At 45.8% G+C, this 26,254-nt stretch carries 22 protein-coding genes; 3 read left to right on the top strand and 19 right to left on the bottom strand.

The window, feature by feature from the left end; translation table 11 throughout:
- Positions 1-10: 10 nt before the first annotated feature.
- The 3 genes from BN6539_RS02090 to BN6539_RS02100 all read right to left on the bottom strand — a co-directional run bounded on the left by BN6539_RS02090 (position 11) and on the right by BN6539_RS02100 (position 4,873).
- Positions 11-712 carry a response regulator transcription factor gene (locus BN6539_RS02090; protein WP_082907306.1) on the bottom strand — a complete coding sequence of 234 codons (702 nt, stop codon included), beginning with the start codon at positions 710-712 and terminating at the stop codon, positions 11-13.
- A gap of 110 nt (positions 713-822) precedes the next feature.
- The gene (secA, locus tag BN6539_RS02095; protein WP_067533189.1) at positions 823-3,585 is read right to left on the bottom strand and encodes a preprotein translocase subunit SecA; all 2,763 of its coding nucleotides are present in this window, start codon (positions 3,583-3,585) and stop codon (positions 823-825) included.
- A 4-nt stretch (positions 3,586-3,589) separates the two neighbouring features.
- Complete coding sequence (locus tag BN6539_RS02100) at positions 3,590-4,873, bottom strand: HlyC/CorC family transporter (RefSeq protein WP_067533192.1); 1,284 nt, start codon at positions 4,871-4,873, stop codon at positions 3,590-3,592.
- A 199-nt stretch (positions 4,874-5,072) separates the two neighbouring features.
- Here BN6539_RS02100 and BN6539_RS02105 point away from each other — a divergent pair, with 199 nt between their 5' ends.
- Positions 5,073-6,047 carry a biotin--[acetyl-CoA-carboxylase] ligase gene (locus tag BN6539_RS02105; RefSeq protein ID WP_067533195.1) on the top strand — a complete coding sequence of 325 codons (975 nt, stop codon included), beginning with the start codon at positions 5,073-5,075 and terminating at the stop codon, positions 6,045-6,047.
- 74 nt (positions 6,048-6,121) lie between these two features.
- Here the strand turns inward: BN6539_RS02105 and BN6539_RS02110 are convergent, their stop codons facing one another.
- The 10 genes from BN6539_RS02110 to BN6539_RS02155 all read right to left on the bottom strand — a co-directional run bounded on the left by BN6539_RS02110 (position 6,122) and on the right by BN6539_RS02155 (position 17,157).
- Positions 6,122-7,141 carry a DmpA family aminopeptidase gene (locus tag BN6539_RS02110; protein ID WP_067533198.1) on the bottom strand — a complete coding sequence of 340 codons (1,020 nt, stop codon included), beginning with the start codon at positions 7,139-7,141 and terminating at the stop codon, positions 6,122-6,124.
- 282 nt (positions 7,142-7,423) lie between these two features.
- Complete coding sequence (locus BN6539_RS02115; RefSeq protein ID WP_067533201.1) at positions 7,424-8,980, bottom strand: ABC transporter substrate-binding protein; 1,557 nt, start codon at positions 8,978-8,980, stop codon at positions 7,424-7,426.
- Positions 8,981-9,002: 22 nt separating this feature from the next.
- The gene (locus tag BN6539_RS02120; RefSeq protein WP_067533203.1) at positions 9,003-9,980 is read right to left on the bottom strand and encodes an ABC transporter ATP-binding protein; all 978 of its coding nucleotides are present in this window, start codon (positions 9,978-9,980) and stop codon (positions 9,003-9,005) included.
- A gap of 4 nt (positions 9,981-9,984) precedes the next feature.
- The gene (locus BN6539_RS02125; RefSeq protein ID WP_067533206.1) at positions 9,985-10,956 is read right to left on the bottom strand and encodes an ABC transporter ATP-binding protein; all 972 of its coding nucleotides are present in this window, start codon (positions 10,954-10,956) and stop codon (positions 9,985-9,987) included.
- A 14-nt stretch (positions 10,957-10,970) separates the two neighbouring features.
- Positions 10,971-11,816: an ABC transporter permease gene (locus BN6539_RS02130; RefSeq protein WP_227142489.1), complete on the bottom strand. Its 846-nt coding sequence runs from the start codon at positions 11,814-11,816 to the stop codon at positions 10,971-10,973.
- A 1-nt stretch (position 11,817) separates the two neighbouring features.
- A complete protein-coding gene (locus BN6539_RS02135) occupies positions 11,818-12,810 on the bottom strand; it encodes an ABC transporter permease (RefSeq protein WP_456318614.1) in 993 nt (330 codons plus the stop codon).
- Positions 12,785-14,194 (bottom strand): serine hydrolase domain-containing protein, encoded by a 1,410-nt coding sequence (locus tag BN6539_RS02140; protein ID WP_067533212.1) that lies wholly within the window; start codon positions 14,192-14,194, stop codon positions 12,785-12,787. Before BN6539_RS02140 ends, BN6539_RS02135 begins: the two co-directional genes overlap by 26 nt.
- Before the next feature lie 510 nt (positions 14,195-14,704).
- Positions 14,705-15,418 (bottom strand): aspartate/glutamate racemase family protein, encoded by a 714-nt coding sequence (locus BN6539_RS02145; RefSeq protein WP_067533215.1) that lies wholly within the window; start codon positions 15,416-15,418, stop codon positions 14,705-14,707.
- 12 nt (positions 15,419-15,430) lie between these two features.
- Positions 15,431-16,225, bottom strand: coding sequence for a M55 family metallopeptidase (locus BN6539_RS02150; protein WP_067533218.1), 795 nt, complete (start codon positions 16,223-16,225; stop codon positions 15,431-15,433).
- Between the two features lie 14 nt (positions 16,226-16,239).
- Positions 16,240-17,157 (bottom strand): S66 peptidase family protein, encoded by a 918-nt coding sequence (locus tag BN6539_RS02155; RefSeq protein WP_067533221.1) that lies wholly within the window; start codon positions 17,155-17,157, stop codon positions 16,240-16,242.
- A gap of 445 nt (positions 17,158-17,602) precedes the next feature.
- On the opposite strand from BN6539_RS02155, the gene BN6539_RS02160 reads away from it, so the two are divergent.
- Complete coding sequence (locus tag BN6539_RS02160; RefSeq protein WP_067533224.1) at positions 17,603-19,588, top strand: sigma-54 interaction domain-containing protein; 1,986 nt, start codon at positions 17,603-17,605, stop codon at positions 19,586-19,588.
- On the opposite strand, the gene BN6539_RS02165 is transcribed toward BN6539_RS02160, so the two are convergent.
- Positions 19,583-20,608, bottom strand: coding sequence for a DmpA family aminopeptidase (locus BN6539_RS02165; RefSeq protein WP_067533228.1), 1,026 nt, complete (start codon positions 20,606-20,608; stop codon positions 19,583-19,585). The two genes, BN6539_RS02160 and BN6539_RS02165, sit on opposite strands and share 6 nt — an antisense overlap.
- A 590-nt stretch (positions 20,609-21,198) precedes the next feature.
- Between BN6539_RS02165 and BN6539_RS02170 the strand changes: the two genes are divergently transcribed.
- A complete protein-coding gene (locus tag BN6539_RS02170) occupies positions 21,199-21,573 on the top strand; it encodes a helix-turn-helix transcriptional regulator (protein ID WP_067533231.1) in 375 nt (124 codons plus the stop codon).
- Between the two features lie 39 nt (positions 21,574-21,612).
- Here the strand turns inward: BN6539_RS02170 and BN6539_RS23190 are convergent, their stop codons facing one another.
- The 5 genes from BN6539_RS23190 to cobT are packed head-to-tail and all read right to left on the bottom strand — an operon-like array spanning position 21,613 to position 26,211.
- A complete protein-coding gene (locus tag BN6539_RS23190; RefSeq protein WP_082907309.1) occupies positions 21,613-23,334 on the bottom strand; it encodes an aldo/keto reductase in 1,722 nt (573 codons plus the stop codon).
- A 2-nt stretch (positions 23,335-23,336) separates the two neighbouring features.
- A complete protein-coding gene (locus tag BN6539_RS02180) occupies positions 23,337-23,717 on the bottom strand; it encodes a bifunctional adenosylcobinamide kinase/adenosylcobinamide-phosphate guanylyltransferase (RefSeq protein WP_067533233.1) in 381 nt (126 codons plus the stop codon).
- A gap of 38 nt (positions 23,718-23,755) precedes the next feature.
- A complete protein-coding gene (locus BN6539_RS02185) occupies positions 23,756-24,511 on the bottom strand; it encodes an adenosylcobinamide-GDP ribazoletransferase (RefSeq protein ID WP_067533236.1) in 756 nt (251 codons plus the stop codon).
- Positions 24,512-24,535: 24 nt separating this feature from the next.
- A complete protein-coding gene (locus BN6539_RS02190) occupies positions 24,536-25,078 on the bottom strand; it encodes a bifunctional adenosylcobinamide kinase/adenosylcobinamide-phosphate guanylyltransferase (protein WP_067533239.1) in 543 nt (180 codons plus the stop codon).
- Complete coding sequence (cobT, locus tag BN6539_RS02195) at positions 25,078-26,211, bottom strand: nicotinate-nucleotide--dimethylbenzimidazole phosphoribosyltransferase (RefSeq protein ID WP_067533242.1); 1,134 nt, start codon at positions 26,209-26,211, stop codon at positions 25,078-25,080. Before cobT ends, BN6539_RS02190 begins: the two co-directional genes overlap by 1 nt.
- Positions 26,212-26,254: the final 43 nt, after the last annotated feature.

The following is a 26,254-nucleotide window of genomic DNA, read 5'->3' on the forward strand; positions in this document are numbered from 1 at the left end:
GATGCTGCTCTTAATCCTTTTTAGCAAATCTGTATCCCACCCCTCGCACGGCTTCAATATAATCCACGCCTAATTTCCGCCGCAGATTCATGATGTGAATATTGACAGCTTTTTCATAGCCGGTATAGTCATAGCCCCACACCAAATTCAGAAGCTCATCTCTCGTAAATACTCGTCCCTGATTTCTCATAAACAGATGTAGCAGATCCAGTTCCAATTTCGTAAGGGCAACTTCTTTGCCCGACACGTGCACCTGCATCCCCGTTATGTCAAGCTGTATCTCCCTGTAACAGAATACTTGTTTTTCCCCTTCATCAACCACACTCCCCCTACGCCGAAGCAGTGCCTCGACTCGCTTCAATACCAGCTTAAGAGAAAAGGGCTTAGTAATGTAGTCATCGGCCAGAACTTCAAATCCCTTTACTTGATCGTCCTCTTCGTCCAATGCTGTAATCATCAGTACCGGCACCTCCGATTCTTTTCGAATCATTTCGCATACCGCATAGCCGTCTATTTTCGGCAGCATCAGATCCAACAAAATCAAATCATAGGTCTTCTGTCTAAACGCCGTTATTCCCTCTAGCCCGTCACTTGCTGTATCCACTTGATATCCTGCATCCAGAAGAAGTTCCTTCAATATGGATTGTATTTCTATTTCATCTTCGACAATCAAAATATATTCTTTCAACGAAATTTCACCCCTTTTCATCATAACATGAAATGATTTATTTTTAATTTAGATCTCTCTATTTTTTGCTGATGATGAAAATTTATGACTCAATTACAAAAGCGCTGCCCGAAAGCAGCGCTGATAGTTGATTCTTATTCGTTTTTACCGCAGCAGTTCTTGTATTTTTTTCCGCTTCCACAAGGACAGAGATCGTTTCTGCCCACTTTCGGATGATTTCTTCTCACGGTCTGCTGTTTTGCCTCTCTCTCGGGAACCTGTGCTTCCTCTGGCAGTTCTCCGCCACCCTGCATCGCTCTTACCATATCGTCATCGATATACTCAGATTTCTTCGCTTCACCTGCTTCCAAAATCGCTTTTCTCTCGGTCTTGGTCTCAAGAGTTACGTTGTAGCAGTATTTGACGGTGTCTTCCTGAATCGCACTGATCATCTGCTCGAACATGTCAAAACCTTCTTTTGCGTAAGCTGCTGCCGGATCCTGCTGACCCAGCGCACGAAGGCCGATACCGGATTTCAACTGATCCATGGCATCGATGTGATCCATCCACAGATTGTCTACAACACGAAGGAGAATCATTCTCTCCACTTCTCTCATCTGTTCGCTGCCGATTTCTGCTTCTTTTTCAGCATAAATTTCATCGAACTCATCACATACTGACTGACGAAGGGATTCTTCTGTCATGCCATTGAGTTCTTCTGTGGTGTACTGTAACTTCCCTCTGTACTTATCAGAAATCTTCTGCAGATTCTTTGACAAAGTTTCAAAATCCCATTCCTCTGGGAATTTGGATTCAACGACAATCGGATCAACGATGGCATTGAGAATCGAATGTGCCATATTGATGATATAGTCGCGCAGATCTTCTCCAAAGAGAACCTTGCGACGCTCATCGTAGATGATTTCTCTCTGCTTATTCATGACGTTATCATACTGCAACACGTATTTTCTGATACCGAAGTTCTTACCCTCGACTTTCTTCTGGGCCCCTTCGATGGATTTTGACAGCATACCTGCTTCGATAGCCTCATCCTCTTCCAGTCCCATACGATCAACGATTTTTTGCATTCTTTCTCCGCCAAAGAGTCTCATCAACTCATCTTCCAGAGAAATAAAGAACTGCGTACGACCAGGGTCTCCCTGACGGCCGGAACGGCCACGGAGCTGATTGTCGATACGCCTTGATTCATGCCGTTCTGTACCGATGATATATAAACCGCCCAACTCAACAACCTTCTGCTGTTCTTCTTTTCGCTCTTCCTTCAGTTTCTCATGTAGTTCGTTAAATTTCGCTCTTGCTTCATTGAGCTCCGGATCCTTTGATTTAACAAAACTGGATGCAAAGGAAATGGCTTCGTCACTGTATTCCAACTTCTGCATTTCTTTCTTCGCTTCAAATTCCGGATTGCCGCCTAAGATAATGTCAGTACCACGACCAGCCATATTTGTAGCGATAGTAACCATGCCTAAACGACCTGCGTCTGCAACAATCTCAGCTTCTCTCTCGTGCTGTTTGGCATTCAGCACGTTATGCTTGACACCGCGTTTTTTCAGCATCTCACTGATCAGTTCGGACTTTTCGATAGAAATCGTACCTACCAGCACCGGCTGTCCAGTAGCGTGAACCTCTGCGACTCTGTTGGCAATCGCTTTGAATTTTCCTCTCTCTGTCTGGTAAACAGAATCCTGAAGGTCTTCTCTGGCAATCGGCATGTTGGTCGGAATGACAACAACGTCCATATTGTAGATATCTCTGAATTCATCTTCCTCTGTCTTGGCCGTACCGGTCATACCAGCCAGTTTCTGATACATTCTGAAATAGTTCTGCAGTGTGATGGTTGCCAGGGTCTTAGACTCAGATCTTACCAAAACACGTTCTTTTGCTTCGATAGCCTGGTGGAGTCCGTTGCTGTAACGTCTTCCAAACATCAGACGTCCTGTAAACTCATCGACGATGACAATTTCGCCGTCTTTGACGATGTAGTCAACATCTCGTTCCATCAGATTTCTCGCTTTCAAAGCCTGCAGAACGTGATGGTTGATTTCCATGTTCTCTGGATCGCCGTAGTTATCTACTTTGAAGAAGGCTTCCGCTTTTTCGACACCTTCGTCAGTCAGCGAAACCTGCTGATCTTTTTCTTCTACCGTAAAGTCTGCTTCTTTGGTCAGGGTAGTTACGAATTTATCTGCGGTCTTATACAAATCTGTAGACTTGGACCCACGTCCAGAAATGATCAGAGGCGTTCTAGCTTCGTCGATCAAGATAGAGTCGACTTCGTCGATGATGGCATAGTTCAGTTCCCTCTGCATCAGCTCTTCCTGATAAGTGACCATGTTATCTCTTAGATAGTCAAAGCCGAATTCATTATTTGTTCCATATGTGATATCCGCATTGTATGCAGCTTTTCTGTCTTCGTTGTCGACACCGTGAATCACGCAGCCTACAGTCAGACCCAGGAAGGAATACAGTTTTCCCATCCATTCCGCGTCACGCTTTGCCAGGTAGTCGTTGACTGTGATGACGTGAACGCCTTTGCCTTCCAGTGCGTTGAGATATGCGGCCAGAGTAGCGACCAAAGTCTTACCTTCACCGGTCTTCATCTCGGAAATCCTGCCCTGGTGCAGTACCACGCCGCCGATGAGCTGCACCCTGAAGTGCTTCATGCCCAGGCTTCGCCATGCGCCTTCTCTACAGACCGCAAAGGCCTCTGGCAGAATATCGTCCAAGGTCTCTCCGTTTTGCAGTCTTTCCCTGAACTCCGGCGTCTTCGCCTGCAGCTCCTCATCGCTGAGTGCCTGCATCTGCTCGTCCAGTGCCTCCACCTGATCTACAATTTTTCCTATTTTCTTTACTTCTTTTTCATTCAGATCACCGAAGATCTTTTCCATTAGCCCCATAGCACTAATTCCCCTTTCTATTTTGTTCCTCTTCTGGTTTTTGGGTCACCATCAGATTGATTTCTATCGCTTTTCTTTCATCGGCACTGATAACTCTGCCGTTAAATATCTTGTTCCCCGCTTCATACTCAAAAGTATCGCCGGCCTTTGGCAGTTTGTCCAGCTGCAGTACGACCCAGCCGTTGACGGTGGTCGCATCCAGTTCCACTTCTTCATCAAAGTAGTCGAACATCTTTTCCACATTGGTGCTGCACAAAACTCTATAGCTGCCGTCCTGCAGCTGTGTGATTTCCTGGGATTCTACTTCATCGTGCTCGTCGTAGATATCTCCCACCAGTTCTTCTATAATGTCTTCCATCGTAACGAGCCCTGCTGTACCGCCGTATTCATCCACAATGATAGCGATGTGACACTTGTTGACCTGCAGTTTCTTGAGCAGGTCGGCCGCTTTCATAGAACCTGCTACATAGATGACCGGTTTTACATAATCAGAGATGGTCTTCTTTGAACCGGAAATATAGTTGTGGAAGTCCTTTTGGTTCAGGACTCCCAGGATTTTATCCAGGTCGCCTTCGTAGACCGGCAGTCTGGAAAAGCCTGTCTCCATAAACATCTTTGCGACGTCTTTTTTTGTGGAATCAATTTCGATGGCTTTGACATCCACCCTCGGCGTCAGCACATCCCACGCTTCCAATTCATTGAATTCAATAGCATTTTGAATCAGCTCACTCTGACCAGCCTCGATACTTCCCTCCGTCTCCGCTTCTTCCACAATGGTCAGCAGCTCGTCCTCTGTAATCGCTCTGCTGTCCGCCACCTTAAAGAGCTTTGACAGCAGCTTTTTCCATTGGCTGAACAGATAATTGACTGGCGTCAGCAGCACCATTAACACTTTGATCATCGGTGCGGAGAACATCGCAAAAGCCTCTGAATTTTCTTTCGCAAGACTTTTCGGTGAGATTTCGCCGAATATTAAAACTACAATTGTAACAACGATGGTAGAAATCGATGCGCCGTATTTCGGATAAAGCGTGAGAAACAGCGCGGTAGCCACCGCAGTCATGCCTATATTAACTAGATTGTTTCCGATAAGAATCGTAGAAAGTAAATTGTCGTATTTTTCTTCTAACTCCAGTACTCTTTTCGCCCTCCTGTCGCCGTCATTGGCCAGGTTCTTCATTCGAATCCTGTTAATTGACGTGAAAGCTGTCTCTGTGGCCGAAAAATAGGCCGATAAGATTAGAAATACAACGATAATCCCTATTGAATACCCTATATGACTGTCCATATATTTTTTGTTTTCCTCCTCATTTTTTCAAGGTACTTGTAACAAGTTATTTTAGCATATTTCTTTTGAAAAATAAAGGTTTTCACAGAAACTCCAACTTTTTTCCTATTATAAAATCTGTGTATTCTTGTTTTTTTGTCTAAAATAGTCCATAATGAAAGAAATAACATCACTTTTAAAGATAAAGGAGGATTTCCTTATGTCAACGAGAACAGATTTACTGAAATTGCTCAGTGAAAATACAGGAATCTATCTGTCTGGTCAAAAAATCGGAGAAGAGTTGAAGGTTTCCAGAAATGCAATTTGGAAAGCCATGCAGCAGCTGCGTGAAGAAGGATACAATATAGAAAGCAAACCCAGCACAGGCTACCGTCTTAAATCAAAGACCAATATGCTGACCGTCGACGCCGTTGCTGGCGATCTGGCTTTTCCCTGCGACTTGCAGATCTTTGACACCGTAGATTCTACTAACAATGTAGCAAAGGAACTTCCTCTCAAAGACAAGCCGATGATGGTCATTGCCAACAAGCAGACTGGCGGACGAGGACGCCTTGGCAGATCCTTCGCCTCTCCAGCCGGTACTGGTCTCTATCTCACCATTGCTCTGCAGCCGGAGTTTGATCTGGACAAAGCACTTTACGTCACCATGGCCGCTGCCGTTGCCGTCTGCCGTGCCATCGAGACCGTTGCTGGCGTGAAGACAAAAATTAAATGGGTCAACGACCTTTTTTACAACAATAAAAAAATCTGCGGCATCCTTACAGAAGCGCAGACCAACTTCGAAAACGGCAAAATCGACAGTCTGATTCTCGGAATCGGCGTCAACTGTTTTCCGGGCAGTTTTCCTGAAGAACTGTCGGGTATCGCCGGCTGCCTGTCCCAGAAAAAGAATTCTTTTTCGAGAGGACGGCTTGCGGCCGAAATTTTTAACGAGACGATGACAGTTCTCGAAGATCTGCAAAGCAAAGCCTTTCTTCGCGAGTACCGCACCAAATGCTTCGTCCTCGGAAAAAACATTCTGGTACATCCTAATCTAAGCGATAATGCCATCAAAGCCCGCGCCATCGATATCGACGAAAACGGCGGACTCGTCGTCGAATATCTGGAGGGACGCAAAGCCCGCCAGATGGAAACTCTGACCACCGGGGAAGTATCCATTAAGCTGGATGTATAAACAAAAAGATCTAAATAAGAACACCCGAACAAAACGACCAGCCCATGTCATTGACACAGGCTGGTCGTTGGTTCTTACAGATATTCACTGAGTCCGCGGATAACCTTGCCGCGAATCCCTTTTACCGTGCCTGCGTGATACAGGGAACTGATTACAGCCTCTTCCACTGCCTCCGCAGTCCCTTCGAAGATCTTGTCCATAGCGTTATCGTGAAGCATTTTTGTCTCTAAAATATCTTCTTCACTGTAATGTGGTATGATATTTCCGTTGGAGAAGGCGATGGCGATGTCCCCGCTGCCATTACCCAGGAAAGAGCCTACGCGGGCAAGACCTACGACTGCGCGTTTGGCCACGCGTTTTAGCTGTCGGTCACTGAGGGGAAGATCTGTTCCGATCACCACGATGACCGAACCCTTTTCCGGCTTTTTTTCAAGCTCTGTTTCTATCAGTTTTCCGTCAATGCGCAGGTTCCCCCCTATGCCAAAATTGGACAATAAAAGCGCGCCGATCGTGTAATCTTTGTCATTACAGGATATCACCCTGGAGGCAGAGCCGATTCCGCCTTTGAGCCCCATACAGCACATACCGGTGCCTGCTCCCACATCCCCTTCTGCAAAATTCTCTCCAGCCACGGCAAGCGCCTGCAAAATATGCTGCTCTTTTACATGAAATCCTCGGATGTCGTTGAGTTCTCCATCGTTGCACTCGGTCACGACACAATTAACCGTACCGGTAGATACGCCGATGTCCTGATTGTGTTCGAGCATATACTTTGAAAGGGCGTTTAACGCAGTGCCTACACTCAATGTGTTGGTCATCAAAATGGGCGTTTCAACAGTTCCCAGCTCGTTTATCTGCAGCAGTCCCGCACTCTTTCCGAACCCGTTGATGACGCAAGTTCCAGCCATTACTTTCTGCTGGAATAGACTCCCCCCGTGAGGCAGGATTGCCGTAACACCGGTATGTATATTTTTATCTTCGTCTTTTAGAGTGACATGCCCGACCTTTACGCCAGATACATCCGTAATTAAATTCTTCTTTCCTTTTGGAAATTTGGCTCGCAAATTGACATTACAGTCATCAGGCAATCCCATATTTCAACCTCCTCTACCTAATTCGCATTTCATTTTATTGATATTGTGATATCTATTGACTTTTTCTCTTTGTTTATATTCATATTGCAAATATGATGCCAATGGGAAAACGGCGAAAACTAGCTGTTTTAGACAAAGGGGAGCAGAGATCAATTGAATTAATCTTATTTCATCTCATTGCATCACATTATTCCCATTACTAAGTAAAAAGGAATGATGGGAAAAGACACCATCTTTAAGCAGAACAGACTGCGGCGAATCGCCGCAGTCTGCCTTGTCAGCCTAATAAGCAATATCGTTCATCGGCGCAGTACCGTCCTTAAGTACGTTAAAGCCCTTTAAATCTTTATTGTACGCACTGAAGCTCAACTCTGCATACATCGGAATCATATTGACATTTTCAAAGAGATGCATCTGGATTTCTCCAATCTTCTTCGTTCTCTCATCCGTATCGACAGTCGTGGCCACATCTTCTACCATTGCTTTATATTCGTCCGTATTGCCGGGCGCATTTTTATCATAGTAGCAGCCGTTGAGTACCAGAATCGGTTCTGCCCAGGATAGCCATTCTATGCCAGCGTCATATTTGTCAGAATTAATCTTTTCATATACGTAGTTCCAATCGATCGCCTCGATCTTCATGTCAAAACCTACCTTCTTTAACTGTCCTGCCATCGCTTCAGGAATTGTTGTCGCGTCTGTCCATGCGTACCATGTAAAGGATAGCTTCTTACCGTCTTTCTCACGGATGCCGTCGCCGTCGCTGTCCTTCCAGCCCGCCTGATCCAAAAGTTTCTTTGCCTGCTCTGGATCGTTGGCCAAATTCTTCTCGAACCATTTCTTAGCATCAGGGGAGAAATTCTGCACAGTGTCATAAATCATCGAATATGCCGGCGCGATTAAACCATCCATCACTTCCACCAGACCGTCTCGGTCAATGGAGAGCGCCAACGCTTTCCGCACATTGATATCAGAAAAAACAGGTGAATCGGTGTTCATCTCAAAATAATCGATGTTCGGATAAGTGGTGTCCACCAGAACGACAGAATCTTCTCCTTCAAGGTCTATCTTCTGGTCGCCGTTTTCCAGAGACATGATGATGTCCACAGCGCCGCTCTTCAGCTCTTCTGTCTGTGTAAATGGTTCTACGTTAAAACGGACAGAAATCGTTTCAAAATGACCAGGCCCCTGATTCTCTACCAACGGATTTGCACACTTATAACCATCATTTCTCACCAGCTTGACTTCGGAACCAGACACATATCCGTCTTCCGCCAAAGCGTACATGCCGTAGGGATGACAACCCCACATCAGCTTCTTATCGCTCATGGAGTCCAGCTCGTCTTTGTCTATGACAGCGACAAAACCGGCACAAAGATAATATTGCATGTCAGATCGGAACTGGCTCAAGTGCAGTGTCACCTGTCTGCCCTCAACGTCCATGGACTTAATATTGCTGTAGCCGTCCGCATAAGGACTGACTTTCAGTCCGTGTTCGATAGAAGCAACCACATCCTCCGGCTCTACTTGTTCCCCGGTGGAATACTTCATTCCTTCTGGGACGTTAAAAGTAACCGTCTTTCCGTCTTTGCTGACGTTCCAGTCTGTACACACATTATCTTCTACCGTGTTCGTTTCAGGATTCCACTGGAACAGAGAACTGGCGTTCAAAGCCTGCGCCCCTGCCGTGCTGTCAAGCTGGAAGACATCCAGTCCATACCATTCGCCGTCAATAACGGACAGCTCCGTCTTTTCCGCCTTATCGCCTCCTCCGCCGCAGGCAGCCATGCTGAGCACAAACACGGCAATCAGACTCAGTATCAATAATTTCTTTTTCATTTGGTTCCTCCTTGTTTCTTTCCTAAAGATTTAACGGGTGAAAACATGCGACCTGATGATTTTCGCCGATCATGGTATCGCCAGGCGTTTTCTTCTCACATTCTTCCGTGGCATATTTACATCTGTCGCAGAATCTGCAGCCTTCACTGATGTTGATCAAACTGCCTGGATCTCCTTTCATGACATCTTTTTTCCGGCCGCGCTGTGTTGGATCCAAAATAGGCGATGCGTCCAGTAATCCCTTCGTATAAGGGTGTCTCGCATGGTCTGTAATTTCCTGTGCAGGCCCAAATTCGACCAGCTTTCCTAAATACATGACGGCAATTCTGTCGCTGATGTATCTGATTACATTGAGGTCATGAGTAATGACCAGATATGTCAAGTGCAGTTGCTCCTGCAGATCCAAAAGCAAATTGAGTATCTGCGCCTGAACAGATACATCCAAGGCGCTGGTCGGTTCATCGAGAATCATCACTCTCGGGTTTAAGGCTAAGGCTCTGGCAATAGCAATTCTCTGAAGCTGCCCGCCTGATAACTGATGAGGGTAACTGTCCAAATACCGCTGGTCCATTTTAACCATTTCCAAAACATCTCCCGCCTTTTTCTTGGCCTCTTCTTTGGGAACGCCGTGGATTATCATAGGGCGCATAATAGAACTTTCTACCGTCTGTCTGGGGTTCAGATTAGAGGCTGGATCTTGAAAAACCACAGCAATCTCGCTGCGCAGCCTCTTTATGTCGTCTCTGGAAGCCTTTGACAGATTGATACCGTCAATGAGGATGTTCCCGCCTGTCATTTTGGACAGATTCAGAATCACGCGGGCTAAGGTCGTCTTGCCGCTGCCTGATTCGCCGACCAGGCCGACTATTTCGCCCTCATGAATATTGAGAGTAATATCATCTACCGCCTTTACATAAGTAACCTTCTTTTTTACAAGCCCCTTCTCAATCGAAAAATATTTTTTCAGACCGTCTAATTCAATCATCACTTTTTGTTCCATAAGACTACGCTTCCTTTCCAGTGAGATGACAACGGCAGAAGTGATTTTCACTTACATGGACTACCGGCGGATCTTCGCAATAGCAATTTGTCAAAGCAAAGGGGCACCGGTTGGCAAACCGGCATCCAGGCTTTTTCTTCGTGATACGCGGTACAGATCCTTCTATGGTTTTCAGCCGCCCCTCAGCCTTGGTCTTTCTCGGCAGCGCCTCCATCAAAAGCCGGGTATAAGGATGGGTCGGCGCCGCAAAAATTTCGAAAACATCTCCGCTCTCCACCATCTCCCCGGCATACATGATACCGATGCGGTCAGCAATTTCCGCTACCAGACCAAAATTATGTGTAATCAGCATAATAGCCGTATTGAACTTTTTCTTTAGTTCTTTCATAATGTCAAGAATTTGTGCTTCTATTGTTACGTCAAGGGCAGTAGTCGGCTCATCTGCAATCAAAAGTTCCGGATTCCTGGACAGCATCATGGCGATCATCACCCGCTGCCTCATACCGCCCGACAACTCGTGAGGAAAACTGTTGGCTCGTTCCTCTGCATCTGGCATTTTGACGTCTTTAAACAGGTTAATCACCCGATTCCAGGCTTCCTGCTTATCCACTTTATCTAATAAAATCGCTTCTGCTACCTGTCCTCCTACAGTATAGACTGGATTCAAGGAGTCCAAGGGGTTTTGAAAGATCATGCCGATTTCCTTGCCTCGTATGGCCTCCATTTCCTTTGGACCATATCGGCGTAAATCCTCTCCCTTAAAAATAATCTTCCCTTTGATTTCCTCGTTGCCGTCAGGAAGCAGATTCATGACACTATGAGCCACAGTGGATTTTCCACAGCCGGATTCTCCTACTATGGCAAAAACCTCTCCTTTGTTGACAACACAACTGACATCATTTACTGCAGAAAGATAGCCGTCCTTCACTTTATAATCGATAGACAGATGGTCCAGCCTCAATAATTCTTCGTTCATAACCGCTCTCCTTTCTACTGTGATTTCATATGTGGATCCAGAAGGTCTCGGAGGCCTTCTCCAATCAGATTAAATCCAAAGGTCGTATACACCAGAGCGATCCCCGGAAACAGGCTGAGCCAAGGTGCTCTGCTGATATATTTAATGCCTGTGGATATCGCCAGCCCCCAATCTGGTGACGGCGGCTGCGACCCCAATCCTAGGAAGGACAGGGTGGTTGTAGACATAATCGTTCCCGGCAGATTCAAAGATACCATGACAATCAAGGATGGTATGATGTTGGGCAGTATATATCTTACCATCAGCGCAGTATTGGTCTCGCCAAAGGCTTTGCCTGTTTCTACGAAGGCCATATTGCGCAGAGAGAGCGTCTTCGCTCTCACCGTACGCGCGTAGCTGGCCCATGCTACAAGAGATATGGCAATTATGGTGTTGGTCAGCCCCTTTCCAATCATCGTAACCACTGCAAGAGCTAAAATCGTGCCCGGAATGCACCAGGTCAGATCTGTCAAAAAAGACAGGCCTCTGTCCACCCATCTGCCGAAGAAGCCACAGGCAAGGCCCACGGCTACGCCAATCAGGAGCTGAATCATCGCTCCCAGAAAGGCAACCCACAGAGCAATACGGGAACCATATATGACCCGGGAAAACATGTCTCGCCCCAAATCATCAGTACCAAACCAGAAGTCAGCATCAGGCGCCTGAAAGCGGCCGCCCACATTTTGTTCCGTATACTCGTAGGGTGCGATGATATCTGCAAATGCCGCTAAGATGATGACACTGAGAAGAATGACAAAGCCAATCATAAAGTTTTTATTCTTCCAACACTCATAGAGGGTTTCTTTCCATTTTTTATTCACCTTAGTTGTCACCTCCGCTCAAAGATAATCGGATTCTTGGATCAAGAAGGCCCATGACGATGTCACTGAGCAGATTGCAGACCACCGTCAGTATTGCAATGAGAAAAAGTACTGCCTGCACTACCGGTATATCCTGTACAATGATTGAGTTCAAAAGCAGATTCCCCATTCCCGGCAGACCAAAGATCTTTTCAATGACCACCGCACCGGAAATCAGCCATGGAATGGACATAAACACCAAGGTGGTGACTAAAATTAAGGCGTTGCGCAGCACATGCTTGATCATGACCGTCTTCTTTGGCAGACCTTTCGCATAAGCTGTCGTCACATATTTCTCATTAAATACTTCTAAAACTTCTGTTTTCGTGATACGGAGAGTTCCTCCCATACCGGCCAGCACCGTTGTCGCTACCGGAAGGATATAATTTTCGGGACTGGAATAACCGCTGATCGGCAGAAGGTTCAGCTGTACGGCAAAGAAAAGGATAAATAACGCCCCCAGCCAAAAGGACGGCACCGCTGTCAGAAGAAGTGAAAGATTCACAGTAAATCGATCGAACAGACCGTCTTTCTTCATGGCGCACAGCAGTCCCAGGGGCAGCGCGATGACCAGTTCCAGGATCAGCGACCAAACGCACAAGGTCAGGCTGTAAGGGATTCTTTCGCCCATCAGATCCCAGACATCACTTTTGTATCTGGTAGACGTTCCGAAATCACCATGCATGACCTCGCTGACCCAGTTCTTATATTGGGTCAGAAAAGGCTGGTCATAACCCATCTCATGGGCAATTTCCTCTTTTCTTTCCTCTGAAACCTTGCGGTCTACTACCATATCGATGGGATCGCCCGGCATCATATACATCAGGCTGAAAACCAAAAAAGATACGCAGACGACAAGAAGCAGGCCCTGCACGATTCGCTTAATAATATAATCTCTGATAATTACATCTCCCTTCTTAAAAAAGTTCTTAAACTCTCTGATAAATTCTGTTATAGCATCGCACAGCCCAGGCCTTTCCGTCTCTGATAAAGAACTGCAAGGTACTGACTCGCTGCTGTAAATCCTTTTCAGCTACTGCAGCAAAGATGGTGCCGCTGCAGTACTGCAGCACCGTCTTTACGCCGTTGTAATCCGCTTTCAGTGTTCCGTTTTCTACCGTCACGATGGTATGGGCAGGCAGCCCTTCTTCCGCCAAATAATCACCGCAGAGCGCTTCTGGCATAGAAAAATTTTTTCCACTGGGCACAGCCCAGTCATGCCGTTCCTCCAAAGGCAGACCCAAAATATAGTTGTAGCAGGCCCACTGGAACGGCTCTACATCAACCTCTCCCTCATTGCAGAGAACCGTGGCTGCGTAACCGCCTTCCAAAAATCCGCCCATGGACGACACACCGTGCAGACCGCCTGTATGCTGGCATACGCACCTATCTGCAAGCAGACTTTTGGTCAGACCCAGACAGTAATAAGGCTGCTTTCTGAGAGGAAACTCTTTCCCAATTAAAAGCTCGACGGCTTCTTCTGGGACGATTTGCTGTCCCTCCCACACACCTCGCTCTGACAGCATCTTATAATACCTGGTCATATCACTGGCTGTGGATTTAACGCAGGCACAGCCGCGAAACGGCGGCAGAACCGACCAGTTATCATCCTGTACCAGCTGGCCGTTCTCGTCTCTTTCAAAGAGGCTGGTGATATTACCGCCTGCCATGGCCTTGGCGCTTTCAGCGTCTGCGTCCAACACAGATCGTTCCATGCCAAGAGGCTTGAAAATACGTTTATGTAAAAACTTTTCCAGGGATATACCTGCAGCCTGATCTACTACGTAGGACAGCAGCGCATAACCTTCATTGGAATAACTCATGAATTCACCCGGCGCACCCAGCATTTTATAGCTTCCAGCTGCCAGATACTCCACAATCTGTTCTATATTGTTCATCTTGTTGGGAGCAGTTTTCAGCATATGACGATACCACAGACTATTCTCTTCAATGCTGTTCATAGCGATAGACCATTCCAAAGGCGGCAGCGGCGGTAAACCAGTCTGATGCATGGCGATAGTTTTCAGCGTCACACATTCGTCTGGGACTTTAGGAATGTGCAGCGAGGGAAAATACTTACGAATCGGATCTGACAAATCCAGCTTTCCCTCTATATGGAGAAGGCAGCAGGCAAGCGCTGTCAGGGACTTGCTCATGGAAGCGATGCCAAACATGGTATCCTGATCTGCCGGCTTTTCATTTTCTATATCTCTGTATCCAAAGCCTCTCTCAAAGAGAATCCCTTCGGGACCGCGAATAGAGATGGCCATGCCCGGATATCCCTTTTGCTGAAACAAGTTTTCTATATAATCTTGAAAATATCCGTCGTCTCTCGTCATGTTCTCACTCCCTTTAGTCGTTTTTTAAATAATCCGAATATTCATATATAAATATCGCAAAGTTTATGCCAATTGTTTGGAAGCCTAAATTCTAACATCTGTACGGTTCGAGTCCGGAAAATATTATGACGAATATATAATAAATCCTATTTCGCCCTATTAATTACATAAGAAGCGTGGAAATGAAGGAATCAAGCGGTTAAGTCTGCCAAATCAAGATTTGGGGACTTTTCCCATGAGACCTGCCAGCGATTTACTTAAAGTAAATCGGGCTAGGCTTCAAGATTCCTATTTCCACATGTCGCCCGCAAGGGGCGACCCTTCGCAAGGTACGTTCTTTGCCTTTTCGTCCCAGCTTTAGCTGGCTCGAGCGAAACGGACAGCGAAAGGCGCGTTAGCGACTGGAGGCGTGAGCGGAGCGAACGATGAAACATACGGAAATACGTCCTTTGGACGATATTTCCTATGAATTAAAAAAGACGGCTGCTTTTAACATAACCGTCTACTTCTTTATTTGATAAATTCTGCCCTCAACTTTTTGCCACTGAATTCAATGATTCTTGCTGCTAAAATCCGCATGGGATCTACGTAAAATTCGTCCAGGCCGCAGTCTGCTTTTATGACAGATAATTCAGTGCACCCCAAAATAGCTTTGTCACATCCAGCCACTTTGACGGACTTTTCGATCTGCTTCCAAGCTAGTGGGTCCCATGATCTGCCCTTTTTTATTCTGTCATAGATTTGATACATGACGAGAGCCTGTGTCTCTTTTTCTGGCGTATAAGGCGTCAGCCCCGCTTCCATCATGTATTTCTGGTAAAGTCCTGTTTGAACGGTTCCATCGGTAGCCAATATGGCGGCCTTTCCTGACGGGCATTCCTTCGCAATGGTCTTAACTGTTTCTCTGATCATGTGTATGAGAGGTACGTGAATTTCCTCTGCAATCATGTCGCCAAAGAAGTGGGCCGTGTTGCACGTAATACCAATAGCCTGACATCCACAGTCCTCTAAAGCCTTCGCATCAGAGAGCATTTTATCGTGAACTGCTTTATACTCCCCGCTTTGGATTGCGCTGGTGCGATCTGGCATGGAAGGATCACTATAAATAATCATGTTGACGTGATCCTGGTCGCATTGTGCATCGGTCATCTCTGTGACCATTTTATAAAAAAGCTGGCTTGCCATGGGACCCATGCCTCCGATCAAGCCGATTTTTCTGTCCATTCCTCCGCCTCCTTACAGCATGAACATTCTAGCCGTCATCATCTCCTGGATATCTGCCGCCGTATATTTTACCGTGTGTCCATCCAGGCGCACAGCTTTGGGATAATAGGACGCACGCAGAGCATTTGCAAATTCCTTGTAATTGATTTCCAACTCAAACTGTTCCGGCATCTGAATGCGGCAGGCCTGTAACTTTTTCAGCCCCTTCTCTGCGCCTGCTCGAATCTCTCTGCAGGCTGCATCGGGATTCATGTTGAAGGTAGCTTCACCCCACCCCCATTTGACACCGCAGGTTTCTATCTCCGGCACCAATTCTTTGGCGTGGCTGCAAAGCTGTTCATCGCCGCTGATAAAAACCACCGGGACGCCATAGTGGGCAGCCACATATGCATTCATATCAAACTCTGCCGCCGTTCTCTCATTTATTTTAACGAAGTTGTTACCTCCGTTCATGGTGTGAGCCAACGGATTTCCATCAAAGCCTGCACCGCTGTGATAGCCGATAAAAATAACCGCGTCAAAGCTCTCATCGATACCCGCCATCATAGATTCCGGCGTACAGGTCCACCCTCTAATCAACGTGACTTGATCCGGCAGTTCATCACCATTGATATTTCTGGCAGAATCATGGGCGTCTTTCACATAAATCTGCTCTGCGCCACAGGCCAGAGCAGCTTCACAGGCGCTGACAACTTCTCTAGTCATCTGCCATGCTGCTTTCTTGTGCTCCTCTTCCCCTAATATAGTCTCCTTCCAAGAAGTGACCCCTGTAACCCCTTCAATATCCGCACTGATATATACTTTCATAAAACACCTCCAAGTTATCGTACAACAGAAAAAAGGATAGATCGCTTGCCAGTATCCATCGTACACTCCGCTCCCATAGGCAGCGTAATCATCGGAAAATCGTGACCTGACTGTACATTGTACATGACAGGGATATCCAGACCTTCAGTCGCTTCCAGCACAACGTCGATAATCGTGTACGCCTCCTCATCTGTATCACAGCGGGCAAACTGGCCCAGCAGAATACCTGACGTTTCCTTCAGCTTGCCTGCATTGCGCAGTTGATAGATATGTCTGTCCAGGTTGCCGATGTGCTCCCCGATTTCCTCAATGAACAAGATTTTTCCTGCAGTGTCCATCTCATAGGACGTGCCGAGAGATGCGCACAGCACGGTCAGATTTCCGCCTGTCAAAACGCCCTTTGCCCTTCCCTCTCTGCCGATGCCTAAAGCAAATCCTTTCGGCGCTTTATAAGGATATTCTTCCTCGGCTGTCAATGCTGCGAAGAACGCATCTTTGCTGGCCTCATCGAATTGTTCCACCATGTTTGACGATACCATGGGACCGTGGAAGGTCACTAAATCACACTCTTGGTTGAACAGTAAATGCAGACTCGTCACATCACTGTAACCGACAAAAATCTTTTTGTTTTCTCTTATCGTCTCCAAATCTATGTAGTCCAAAATGCGATTTCCGCCGTCACCTCCGCGAATGCAGAAGATGGCCTCTACCTCCTTGTCAGCAAACATTTTGTTAATCCAGTCGGCTCGGCACTCTTCGTCTCCCGCCATGTAGCCGCCTTTTGATACCGCCAAATTATCAGCCATAATAACCTTAAAGCCCATGGCCTCAAGAACCGCTCTGCACTGCATTACTCTTTCTGAAGAGACCGGCGAACTAGGGGCAGCTAGGCCGATGATTGCTCCTTCTCTTAACTTTTTTGGATATTTCATCACTATCACCTCGTTTCAATTCGAACCACATAATATTGACGATCATTGTCGCCATAAGATGAGTTTTATGATATCGTACCTCCAAAAACACACAAATATAACGTCGATTACTGGGTTGCACAAATCACTAACGCAAGTATTATGCCATGACTCGAATCAACCTGAAAACAATGACATCTCAGGGTTTCCTAAGATCCAATAAAGAAAACCGCTCGGTGGAAAAAGCAAATAAATTCATTATATCTTGTTTCACCCTGTTTCTTTCACCTTATCAGCCGTCATTTACATCTGTTTCCTCATCTCTGAGAACAGGAGCAGACGGCCTGCATTTTCATCCAGGCCGTCTTGACTTTGCTAGGGCAGTGAACTTATAGAGCGCAGATGCACGTTGTAATTACGCTGATTTTATACTATACTGAGTTTATTATGAAGTAAGAGGTAAACTATGAAACAAGTAACCATTATATATCGTAATTGCAATAATCCCAATGCGATCAACTTTATTAAGAATAATTTAGAAGAAGTTTTTGGAGAGTATATCGCGTTCAGCAACTGCTACTTATGCGACGTAAAACCAGAAGAAAAGTTAAAGGCGGATGCCTTTTTAGCCCTCGGTGAAGACATCTTTCAGAGAGTCAAAGAGAGCGGCTACGTAGATGATTTCTCTAAAATCATCAAGATGAACCGCAGTCCAGATCGCATCGCCCTCAACAAGATTTCCGAAATCCCCCTTAATACCAATGTCCTCATCGTCAACGACAGCTACGAAAGCTCTCTCGATACGACCTATTCTTTCTATGAGGCGGGCATCGGGCATATCAATATGATTCCTTATGACAGCGCTTTAGAGCACACCGGCATCTACGACAAAATCGAAATCGCTATCACGCCTGCTGAAGCGCATCTGGTTCCCGTACAGATCAAAGAAATCATCGATATCGGCTATCGGAAGGTCAGCTTTGATACCATGTTTAAATTGATGAAGATGCTGGACCTGGACATCGGTATTATCAACCGCAACCTGTTCCGCCATATCCATTCGGTGGTGGAGTCCAACACGGCCTTTCATGCGAATTATGTTTACGGTTATCTGAAAAGCGAAATGCTCAGCCATATGGCAAGCTCCAGCAAAATCGGCATGATCCTCGTTGATCAGTTCTTTCAGATCGTATATGCCAATGATAAGGCGATACAGATTTTTCAGGAAGATGATAAAAACAAAATCCAAATAGAAAAATACATCGATCCTGCTATCTTGTCCAGCGACGATGCCCAAAATATGCCAATCAACATATTGGATTCCAATTACTACTACGATAGGTTTGCCATCACTCTGATGGATGAAATTGCCGGCTATTACATTACGCTGCAAGATGAAGCCGATGTGGCATTGTCCAATAACACGCTGCGTCAGAAAGGATTTTTTGCGAAGCATCAATTTAGAGACATCATTCATACTTCTGCCGATATGGACAAGGCCATTGACATCGCAAGGCAGATTGCCCTTACAAACCACACGGTTTTAATTCGAGGAGAAAGTGGGACCGGAAAAGAACTCATGGCGCAATCTATTCACAATGCGTCTTATCGCAATAAGTTTCCCTTTGTCGCTGTCAATTGCGCCGCTCTGCCTGACAATCTGCTAGAAAGCGAACTCTTCGGCTATGAAGCCGGCGCTTTTACAGGCGCTCATACCAAAGGCAAAGTCGGTCTCTTTGAACAGGCCAACCACGGTACCATCTTTTTGGACGAAATCGGCGATATCTCACCAAAGCTGCAGTCCCGCCTTCTGCGTACGATACAGGAGCATCAGATTATGCGAGTGGGAAGCGATCGTATGATTGAGATCGACGTCAGGTTCATCACCGCTACTAACCGCAATTTGGAGCAGGCGGTCAGAGAAGGCACCTTTAGAAGCGATCTCTTTTTCCGCCTAAACGTACTGCCCGTGGTAATCCCGCCTCTGCGTAAAAGGAAGGACGATATACTCGTTCTGCTGCAATACTTTTTGGGCGGTGATTTCAAAAACATCACCGCCCAAGATCTGACCCTGCTGTCCAAATACGATTGGCCGGGAAATATCAGAGAATTGGAGAATGTAGCCACCTACTACAAAACACTGCTTTCTCTGCCAGAATATATTACCGAGCAGAGATTTACAGATGCAGCTTTCACCACTGAAGTAGACATTCAAGAAACTGTCCTGAAACTGATTTACAGCAACACCGCGTTATCTCATGGAATTGGCAGGTCCAACCTGCTTCAGCAGTTGGAGCAGAAAGGCATCAGCATCAGCGATGGAAAGCTGCGCAACATATTAGATCAAATGCAGACAGCGGGGCTCATCGAAATTGGTAAAGGTCGGTATGGAACGAGAATCACAGAAAAGGGAAAGTTTCACCTAAATACCCCGCCGACAAACAATTTATAAGAATTCCTTTAGACTGCGTACGACCTTGCCTCGGATTCCTTTCACTGTCTTGGCATGGTAAAGGGAACTGATAACAGCTTCTTCAACCACCTCTGCCGTCGCTTCAAAAACCCGATCCAAGGTATCATCATGAAGCATCTTCATAGGCAAAATTTTTGTCTGGCTGTAATGCGGCACAAGATTCCCATTTGAAAAGGCAATGGCAATATCTCCGCTGCCGTTGCCCAGATAGGAACCCACTCTGACAAGACCTGCCACCGCTCGTTTTGCCGTACGTTTTAGTTGCCGTTCATTCAGAGGCAGGTCTGTACCCAGGACAATGACTACGGACCCTCTATCTTTCAATTCGTCGTCTATTCTCCTCGTTGCGATTGACTTGCCTTCAATTTTCAAATTACCCGCCGCTCCAAAATTAGACATCAACAGGCAGCCGATGGTGTAGTCACGATTGTCAAAAGAGAGGATTCTGGATGCGGAACCGATGCCACCCTTAACCCCCAGGCATCGCATGCCTGTTCCAGAACCTACGGCACCTTCTTCAAAGTCTTTTCCTGCACAAGCCAGCGCTGTAAAGACATGTTCTTCTTTGACATGGAGTCCTCTGATGTCGTTAAGTGTCCCGTCGTTGCATTCCGTTACTACGCAGTTGACCGTGCTGGTTGAAATGCCAATGTCTTCATTGTCGCGCAGCATATATTTAACAGAGGCATTGAGAGCCGTACCAACGCTGAGGGTATTGGTCATCAGAATCGGCGCTTCCAAAGTCCCCATCTCTTCTATCTGCACAAGACCTGTACTTTTGCCGAACCCATTTATAACCGCCGCTCCTGCCATCACTTTCTCTCTGAATAGATTGCCGCTGTGCGAAAAAATCGCCGTTACACCGGTATGAATGTCTTTCTCGCCGTCTTCCAATGTAACCTGCCCGACTTTTACTCCAGGCACGTCTGTAATTAAATTTTTCCCTCCCTTGGCAAATTTGTTCTGCAGCTTCACTGCACAATTATCAGGTAATCCCATGTTTACTCCTCCTCCATGAATCATAAGTATATCATAGCAACAACTTCAATTTGTGGCAACACTTAAACAGGTGTCATCTTTTATGGTTTGGCACACATAAAAAGAACAACGCTAGACCAATAGTCTGCCTTGTTATATAATTAGTTATAATTTGAATTAATGATGAAAATAAGCGAATCGGCATAGAACTTCAGTAGTTAGAAAAAATTGAAAAGAAAAGGAACTGCCAATAAACTTTAATTTCATAGTGCTTTATTTTGTGTGGGGTTTTGCTTTTTAGTCTGCGATTAATTGGGAAAAATTAAAAGTAACGCTAAGGAAAACCGTTGATAAAAGTGTTCTACAAATCGTGCCAATTAGCAGTTCCAAATATAATTTGGCAGTATAACGATATGATACCGCCAAAAATAAACAGTTTAGAAATTACAAGAATAATTTATCTGTTCCTGTCAATTATAGTCCTTATCTCCCCCTCTGTCAAATACAAATGTCAGTTTATGTAGTCATTATGCAAATAATGAGCCTTATGCGCGTATATGGATAATGCAATGCGGCTCTAAATATATTATAGTTTACAAGAGGTGGTAAAAATGGTATCTGAAAGAATCAAGGACTTAAGGGAACGTGACGGCTATTCCCAAACAGCATTATCAAAAAAGCTAGGGTTAACAAGATCCTCAATTAACGCCTGGGAAACCGGCATTAGTGTACCTTCGACACAATATTTGGTAGAGTTATCTCGTTTATTCAAAGTATCAACAGACTATATATTAGGTATGGACACATCAGAAAGCCTGCTCATAGGCAATCTCACCATTGAACAGAAAAACATACTCAGTGCTTTGGTCGAGCAGTTCGAGAGATATAACAAGTTTACTCAAGCCATGGACATGGACCCTGCTTCTGACACAGAAGAGACACTAGAATTAATGAAAGAATTTAAGAGAACAAAAGCTTCAGAGTAATCTACTCTGAAGCTTTTTTAGCATAAGAAAATAAAAACCTTATTCGAACATTTCTTTCGCTTTTTTAAGTTCTTTGATAATCTTGATATGTTGTGGACAGACATCTTCACAACTGCCGCATTCAATGCACTTAGAAGCAATTCCTCCCTCACGGGTTTCCCATTCGTAGTTGCCTTCAGCCCCCTCTTTATTGCCATAGATCATATAATTGTTCAACGCCCGGAAAATACCCGGAATTGCAATTTGCTGCGGACAGCCTTTTTCACAGTACCTGCACGCTGTACAAGGAACCTGAGGCATGGCATCCAAAGCGGCGGCGGCTTTCACAATCACCTTTTGCTCTTCTTCATTCAGCGGTTGGAAGTTCTCCATAGTCGCCAAATTGTCCTGCATCTGTTCTAAGCTGCTCATTCCGCTCAGTACAGTCAGCACCCCTTCCAGAGAAGCCGCATAGCGAATGGCCCAGGAGGAAAGGGATGCGTCGGGATCAGCCTCTTTGAAAATTCGCGAGATTCTTTCCGGCAGCACAGCCAGAGATCCGCCTTTAACCGGCTCCATGATGACGACCGGTTTATCATACTTTCTGGCAACTTCGTAGCATTTGCGTGACTCGACAGTCAAACTTTCCCAGTCGGCATAGTTAATCTGCAATTGTACAAAGTCCATCTCAGGGTGCGCTTGCAAAATTTCTTCTAGTTTTTCAGCCTTGTCATGCATAGAAAAGCCCAGGTTTACAATCTTACCTTCTGCTTTTTTCTCTGCTAAGAAATCCCAGATGTGAAACTCGTCAAAGGCAGCGGTCCTCGTGTCTCCCAGATTATGCAGCAGAAAAAAGTCAAAGTACCCTGCTCCTGTTCTGCTGAGAGACGTTTCAAACATTTGCTTGGCCTCTTCCTCTGTCGCCGCCGCCCAGGCTGGCAGTTTCGTTGCCAGCTGAAAGCTGTCTCTTGGATGCCGATCCACCAAAGCAATCTTTACCGCTTCTTCCGATTTTCCATCCAGATATCCATAGGCCGTATCAAAGTATGTAAAGCCTTTGGATAAAAATAAGTCTACCATTTCTTTCGTTTGGTCGATGTCTACTTCCTTTTCATTCATCGGAAGGCGCATGAGGCCAAATCCCAGTTTTTTAATATCTTCTATTCTTTCATACATGATCGCTTCTCCTTTATTAAATTCAATCATATATCCAAATCCCGGGTCAGGTATCCAGTCCCACATATTTCCGTTCACCTCCGGAAACAAGACCTGCATAATCGCCGAAATCACACCGCCATGGCAGACTACCACAGAAACGGCGTCCTTTCCGCTGTGGCGATGGGATAATTCCTTCAATTGGTGGTAACCGCGCAGTTCTTTCAGTCCTTCCGAAATGCGGGCATAAAATTCGTTATTTGATTCCCCGCCGGGAAGTCTGGCATCGCCGCTCTCATCGTAGCACCACTGGTCAAACAGTTCATAGTCTTTCAGTTCCTCGTAAGTCTGACATTCATACTCGCCAAACTCCATCTCCCGCAGCTTGGAAATCACTTTATGCTCTCTGTTTCCGAAGAGAATTTCAAAGGTCTGCTCTGTGCGGAGCAATCCTGTAGTATAGCAGTCTGCATCGGCCGGAATGTTTGGATAAATGCCTCTGGCAGCCAAATTTTTCAGAGTCTCTTTTCCTGTATCAGCCAGGGGCAGATCTGCTTTACCGTAAAACCACTTTCGCTGGTTGCCCTCTGTAATGCCATGTCTGATTAGATATATTCTCGATACCATTGCTATTTCACCTTGTTTCCGATTCCGCAAAATACTCGAATTACTTCATCTGCCTGTTGTCCCAGATAAGTCATACATCTTCCCGTCATTTCGCGCCAAGCCCTCTCTGTCTTGTAGATGGGTACGACACCTTGAGAAATATCGTCAAAAATGATAATTTTACCTTGTAATTTCTCTAAGTTGTCCTCTAAGCACTCTTTTGCATTGATCCCCTCTTTGACACATGCTAGGACAAACTTTTCAAGATCTGCGATAATTTTCTTGTCAAAGTTAATGACCATGGACTCCATGTCACAATGGTATACATCCTTTTCTACTAATTTGTAGGTACTCAGTGCATATTCCAGTTTACCCTGATATGCTCCCCCGAATATCAATATCATTCTACACCTCTACTTTTTCCTGTTTTATTAAACTCATATTATATAATTGCGAGGGCAATCATACCTGCCAGCTCACTGATACATATAGTGTATCCTGCGATGTCTCCGCTCATTCCACCAAGCTGCTTTCTCGCATATGCGCAGGCAAAAAAAGCTGTTATCGCAATCACAGCAGCGCAGATCAGTGTTTTAACGGCATGCCTGCCCAAAAAAATGACAACGCCGATGACGATGAGCATCTGCAATGCTACAGCCACTCTGTATTTCCCTCGTCCTGGTTCTTTATAATCCTCTACATACTGACTGTGTCCGATGGGCTTGTAAGTCAGAACGCTCATTCCCGCGACACCTCTGCTGACTACTGGCAGAATCAGAAGGTCCACATAGGTAATGTGATAAATGGCCTCCTGCACACTTGCAAACCAGCCCAGCAGCAGGAACGCCACTGTCACTACCGCAAAGGCGCCGACCGTTGAATCTTTTAGAATTCGCTGCCGCTCTTCTAATGGCCGGCGAGACAAAATCGCGTCGTTGCAGTCCATAAAACCATCCATATGCATGAACCCGCACACAGCGAAAATATAAAACAACATAGTGAAACTGATCAAAATCGGCGGCAGCTGCAGGTAGACCAACAGCCAGAAAATCGCCATCCAAAGCACGCCGATGACCAGTCCCACGGAAGGCAGAAAAGCAAGCATCATATTCTTTAGCTGCCCATCCCACTTCTTATATGGACATGGCAGGGTAATGAAATTACCCCATGCCATAAAAAATCCGGTTATAAACTTCATCCGTTCTCTCTTTCTCTGTTACCTTCAGTTGGCAAAGGTATAATAATATGTATGTCCGTAGGCCACTTCTATGACCTGATCGCAGACCTGCGCCAGCTGCCTGTCCACATAAGCCAATGATTCTCGATATTTCTCTGTATATGTGTCAAAAATTCCGGCATCAGAGTAGATGTAATCTGACACAAACACGGTGTTTCCTGTACCCTTCGCAAACGCCGACAGTTCTGCAGCAACTTTCCTGCCTGCATCCAGGTTGCAGGTGCCGTCACTTTTAAACATTTCGTTGGACAGAAGCGCCGTCACACTGTCTAAAAGAAAAGCTCCCTGTGGGTCTATATTTGTCTTCAGCAGATCACAGATGTTTATGCCCTGCTCCAGTGTCTTAAAACCCCAGCCACAGCGGTCATCAATATGTTTTTCAATCCGCTTATGATCCTCCTCATCCGTTGGAATCATCGTAGCTATATAGTAAAGCGCCCTCCCTCTTGCGTCGGCCATTTCCTTTGCCAGCTTTTGAGCGTACATCGATTTCCCGTTTTTGCAGCCTCCGCTGATAAAGATATTCATTAGAACAAGTTTTCCCTTCTAATTTCTTCCAGGTAATCGCCGTCGATAGACGCTTCTTCTAGTGTCTTCATCAGATTCATGGACGCTACTGCCGCTTCAATAATTTTGAAGGCGATTGGACAGCCGCTGCCCTCGCCCAGTCTCATTCCCAAATCGAACATCGGCGCAAGACCCAGGCGGTCCATGGCGATAACATAGCCAACCTCAAATGATTTGTGTGAAGCAAACATGAAGTCTACTACTCTCGGATTCAGTTCCTTAGCTACACAGGCTGATACAATTGAAATAAAGCCATCGATCACAACTGGAATTCTGTAGATACCTGCACCCAGGAAAGCGCCTACCATGGCACAGATATCATATCCGCCTACTTTCGCTAGTTTCTCAATAGGGTCGCCCATACACCAGCTATTGACAGCGTCATCTACAATTTTAATTTTCTTTGCCAGTCCTTCGTCGTTAAGCCCGCCGCCTCTGCCGACCACCTCTTCGGCTTTGACACCGGTCAAAGCGCTCAGCACTGCGGAACTGGTAGTAGTATTTCCGATTCCCATTTCGCCTATACCGAAGAGCTGTATGCCTGCATCCTTCATAGCTTTCACAGCTTCAATACCAGTCAGCATCGCGCGCACGGCTTCTTCTCTCGTCATGGCCGCCTCTTTAGCCAGATTTCGTGTGCCGTTAGAAATTCTTCTGTTTACTATTTTGACAGGAATCTTCTGCTCCTCCGTAACCATGGAATCGGTGTAAAGCTCCTCCGGTATCTCCATGGCCACGCCCACGTCTGTAACCAAAAGATCGATGCCAAAATATTTCGCCATGGAACTTACGCCAGTATATCTTCTCGTGAAGTTTATGGTCTGTGATAAAGTCACCGACTGCGGTGCAGAGGCAACCCCCTCTTCTACGACGCCATTATCCGCACACATGATGGCAACACATTGTCTGGTTACATCGTTGCCAACTGGTTTCCCTGTAATCCCCGCTATTTTGACGGCAATATCCTCAAGCCTTCCAAGACTTCCCGGCGGTTTTGCCAGATAGTCCTGCCGTTCCTTTGCAGCCTTCATTGCATCTTCGTCCAGCCCCTTTATTTCTCCAATTAATTCGAATAGTCTTTTTTCATTGCTCATCTTTGCTTATCCTCTTTTCTGGTTGTTCACTCGTACAATTATC

The organism is Emergencia timonensis (assembly GCF_900086585.1).
Classification (GTDB): Bacteria; Bacillota; Clostridia; order Peptostreptococcales; family Anaerovoracaceae; genus Senimuribacter; species Senimuribacter timonensis.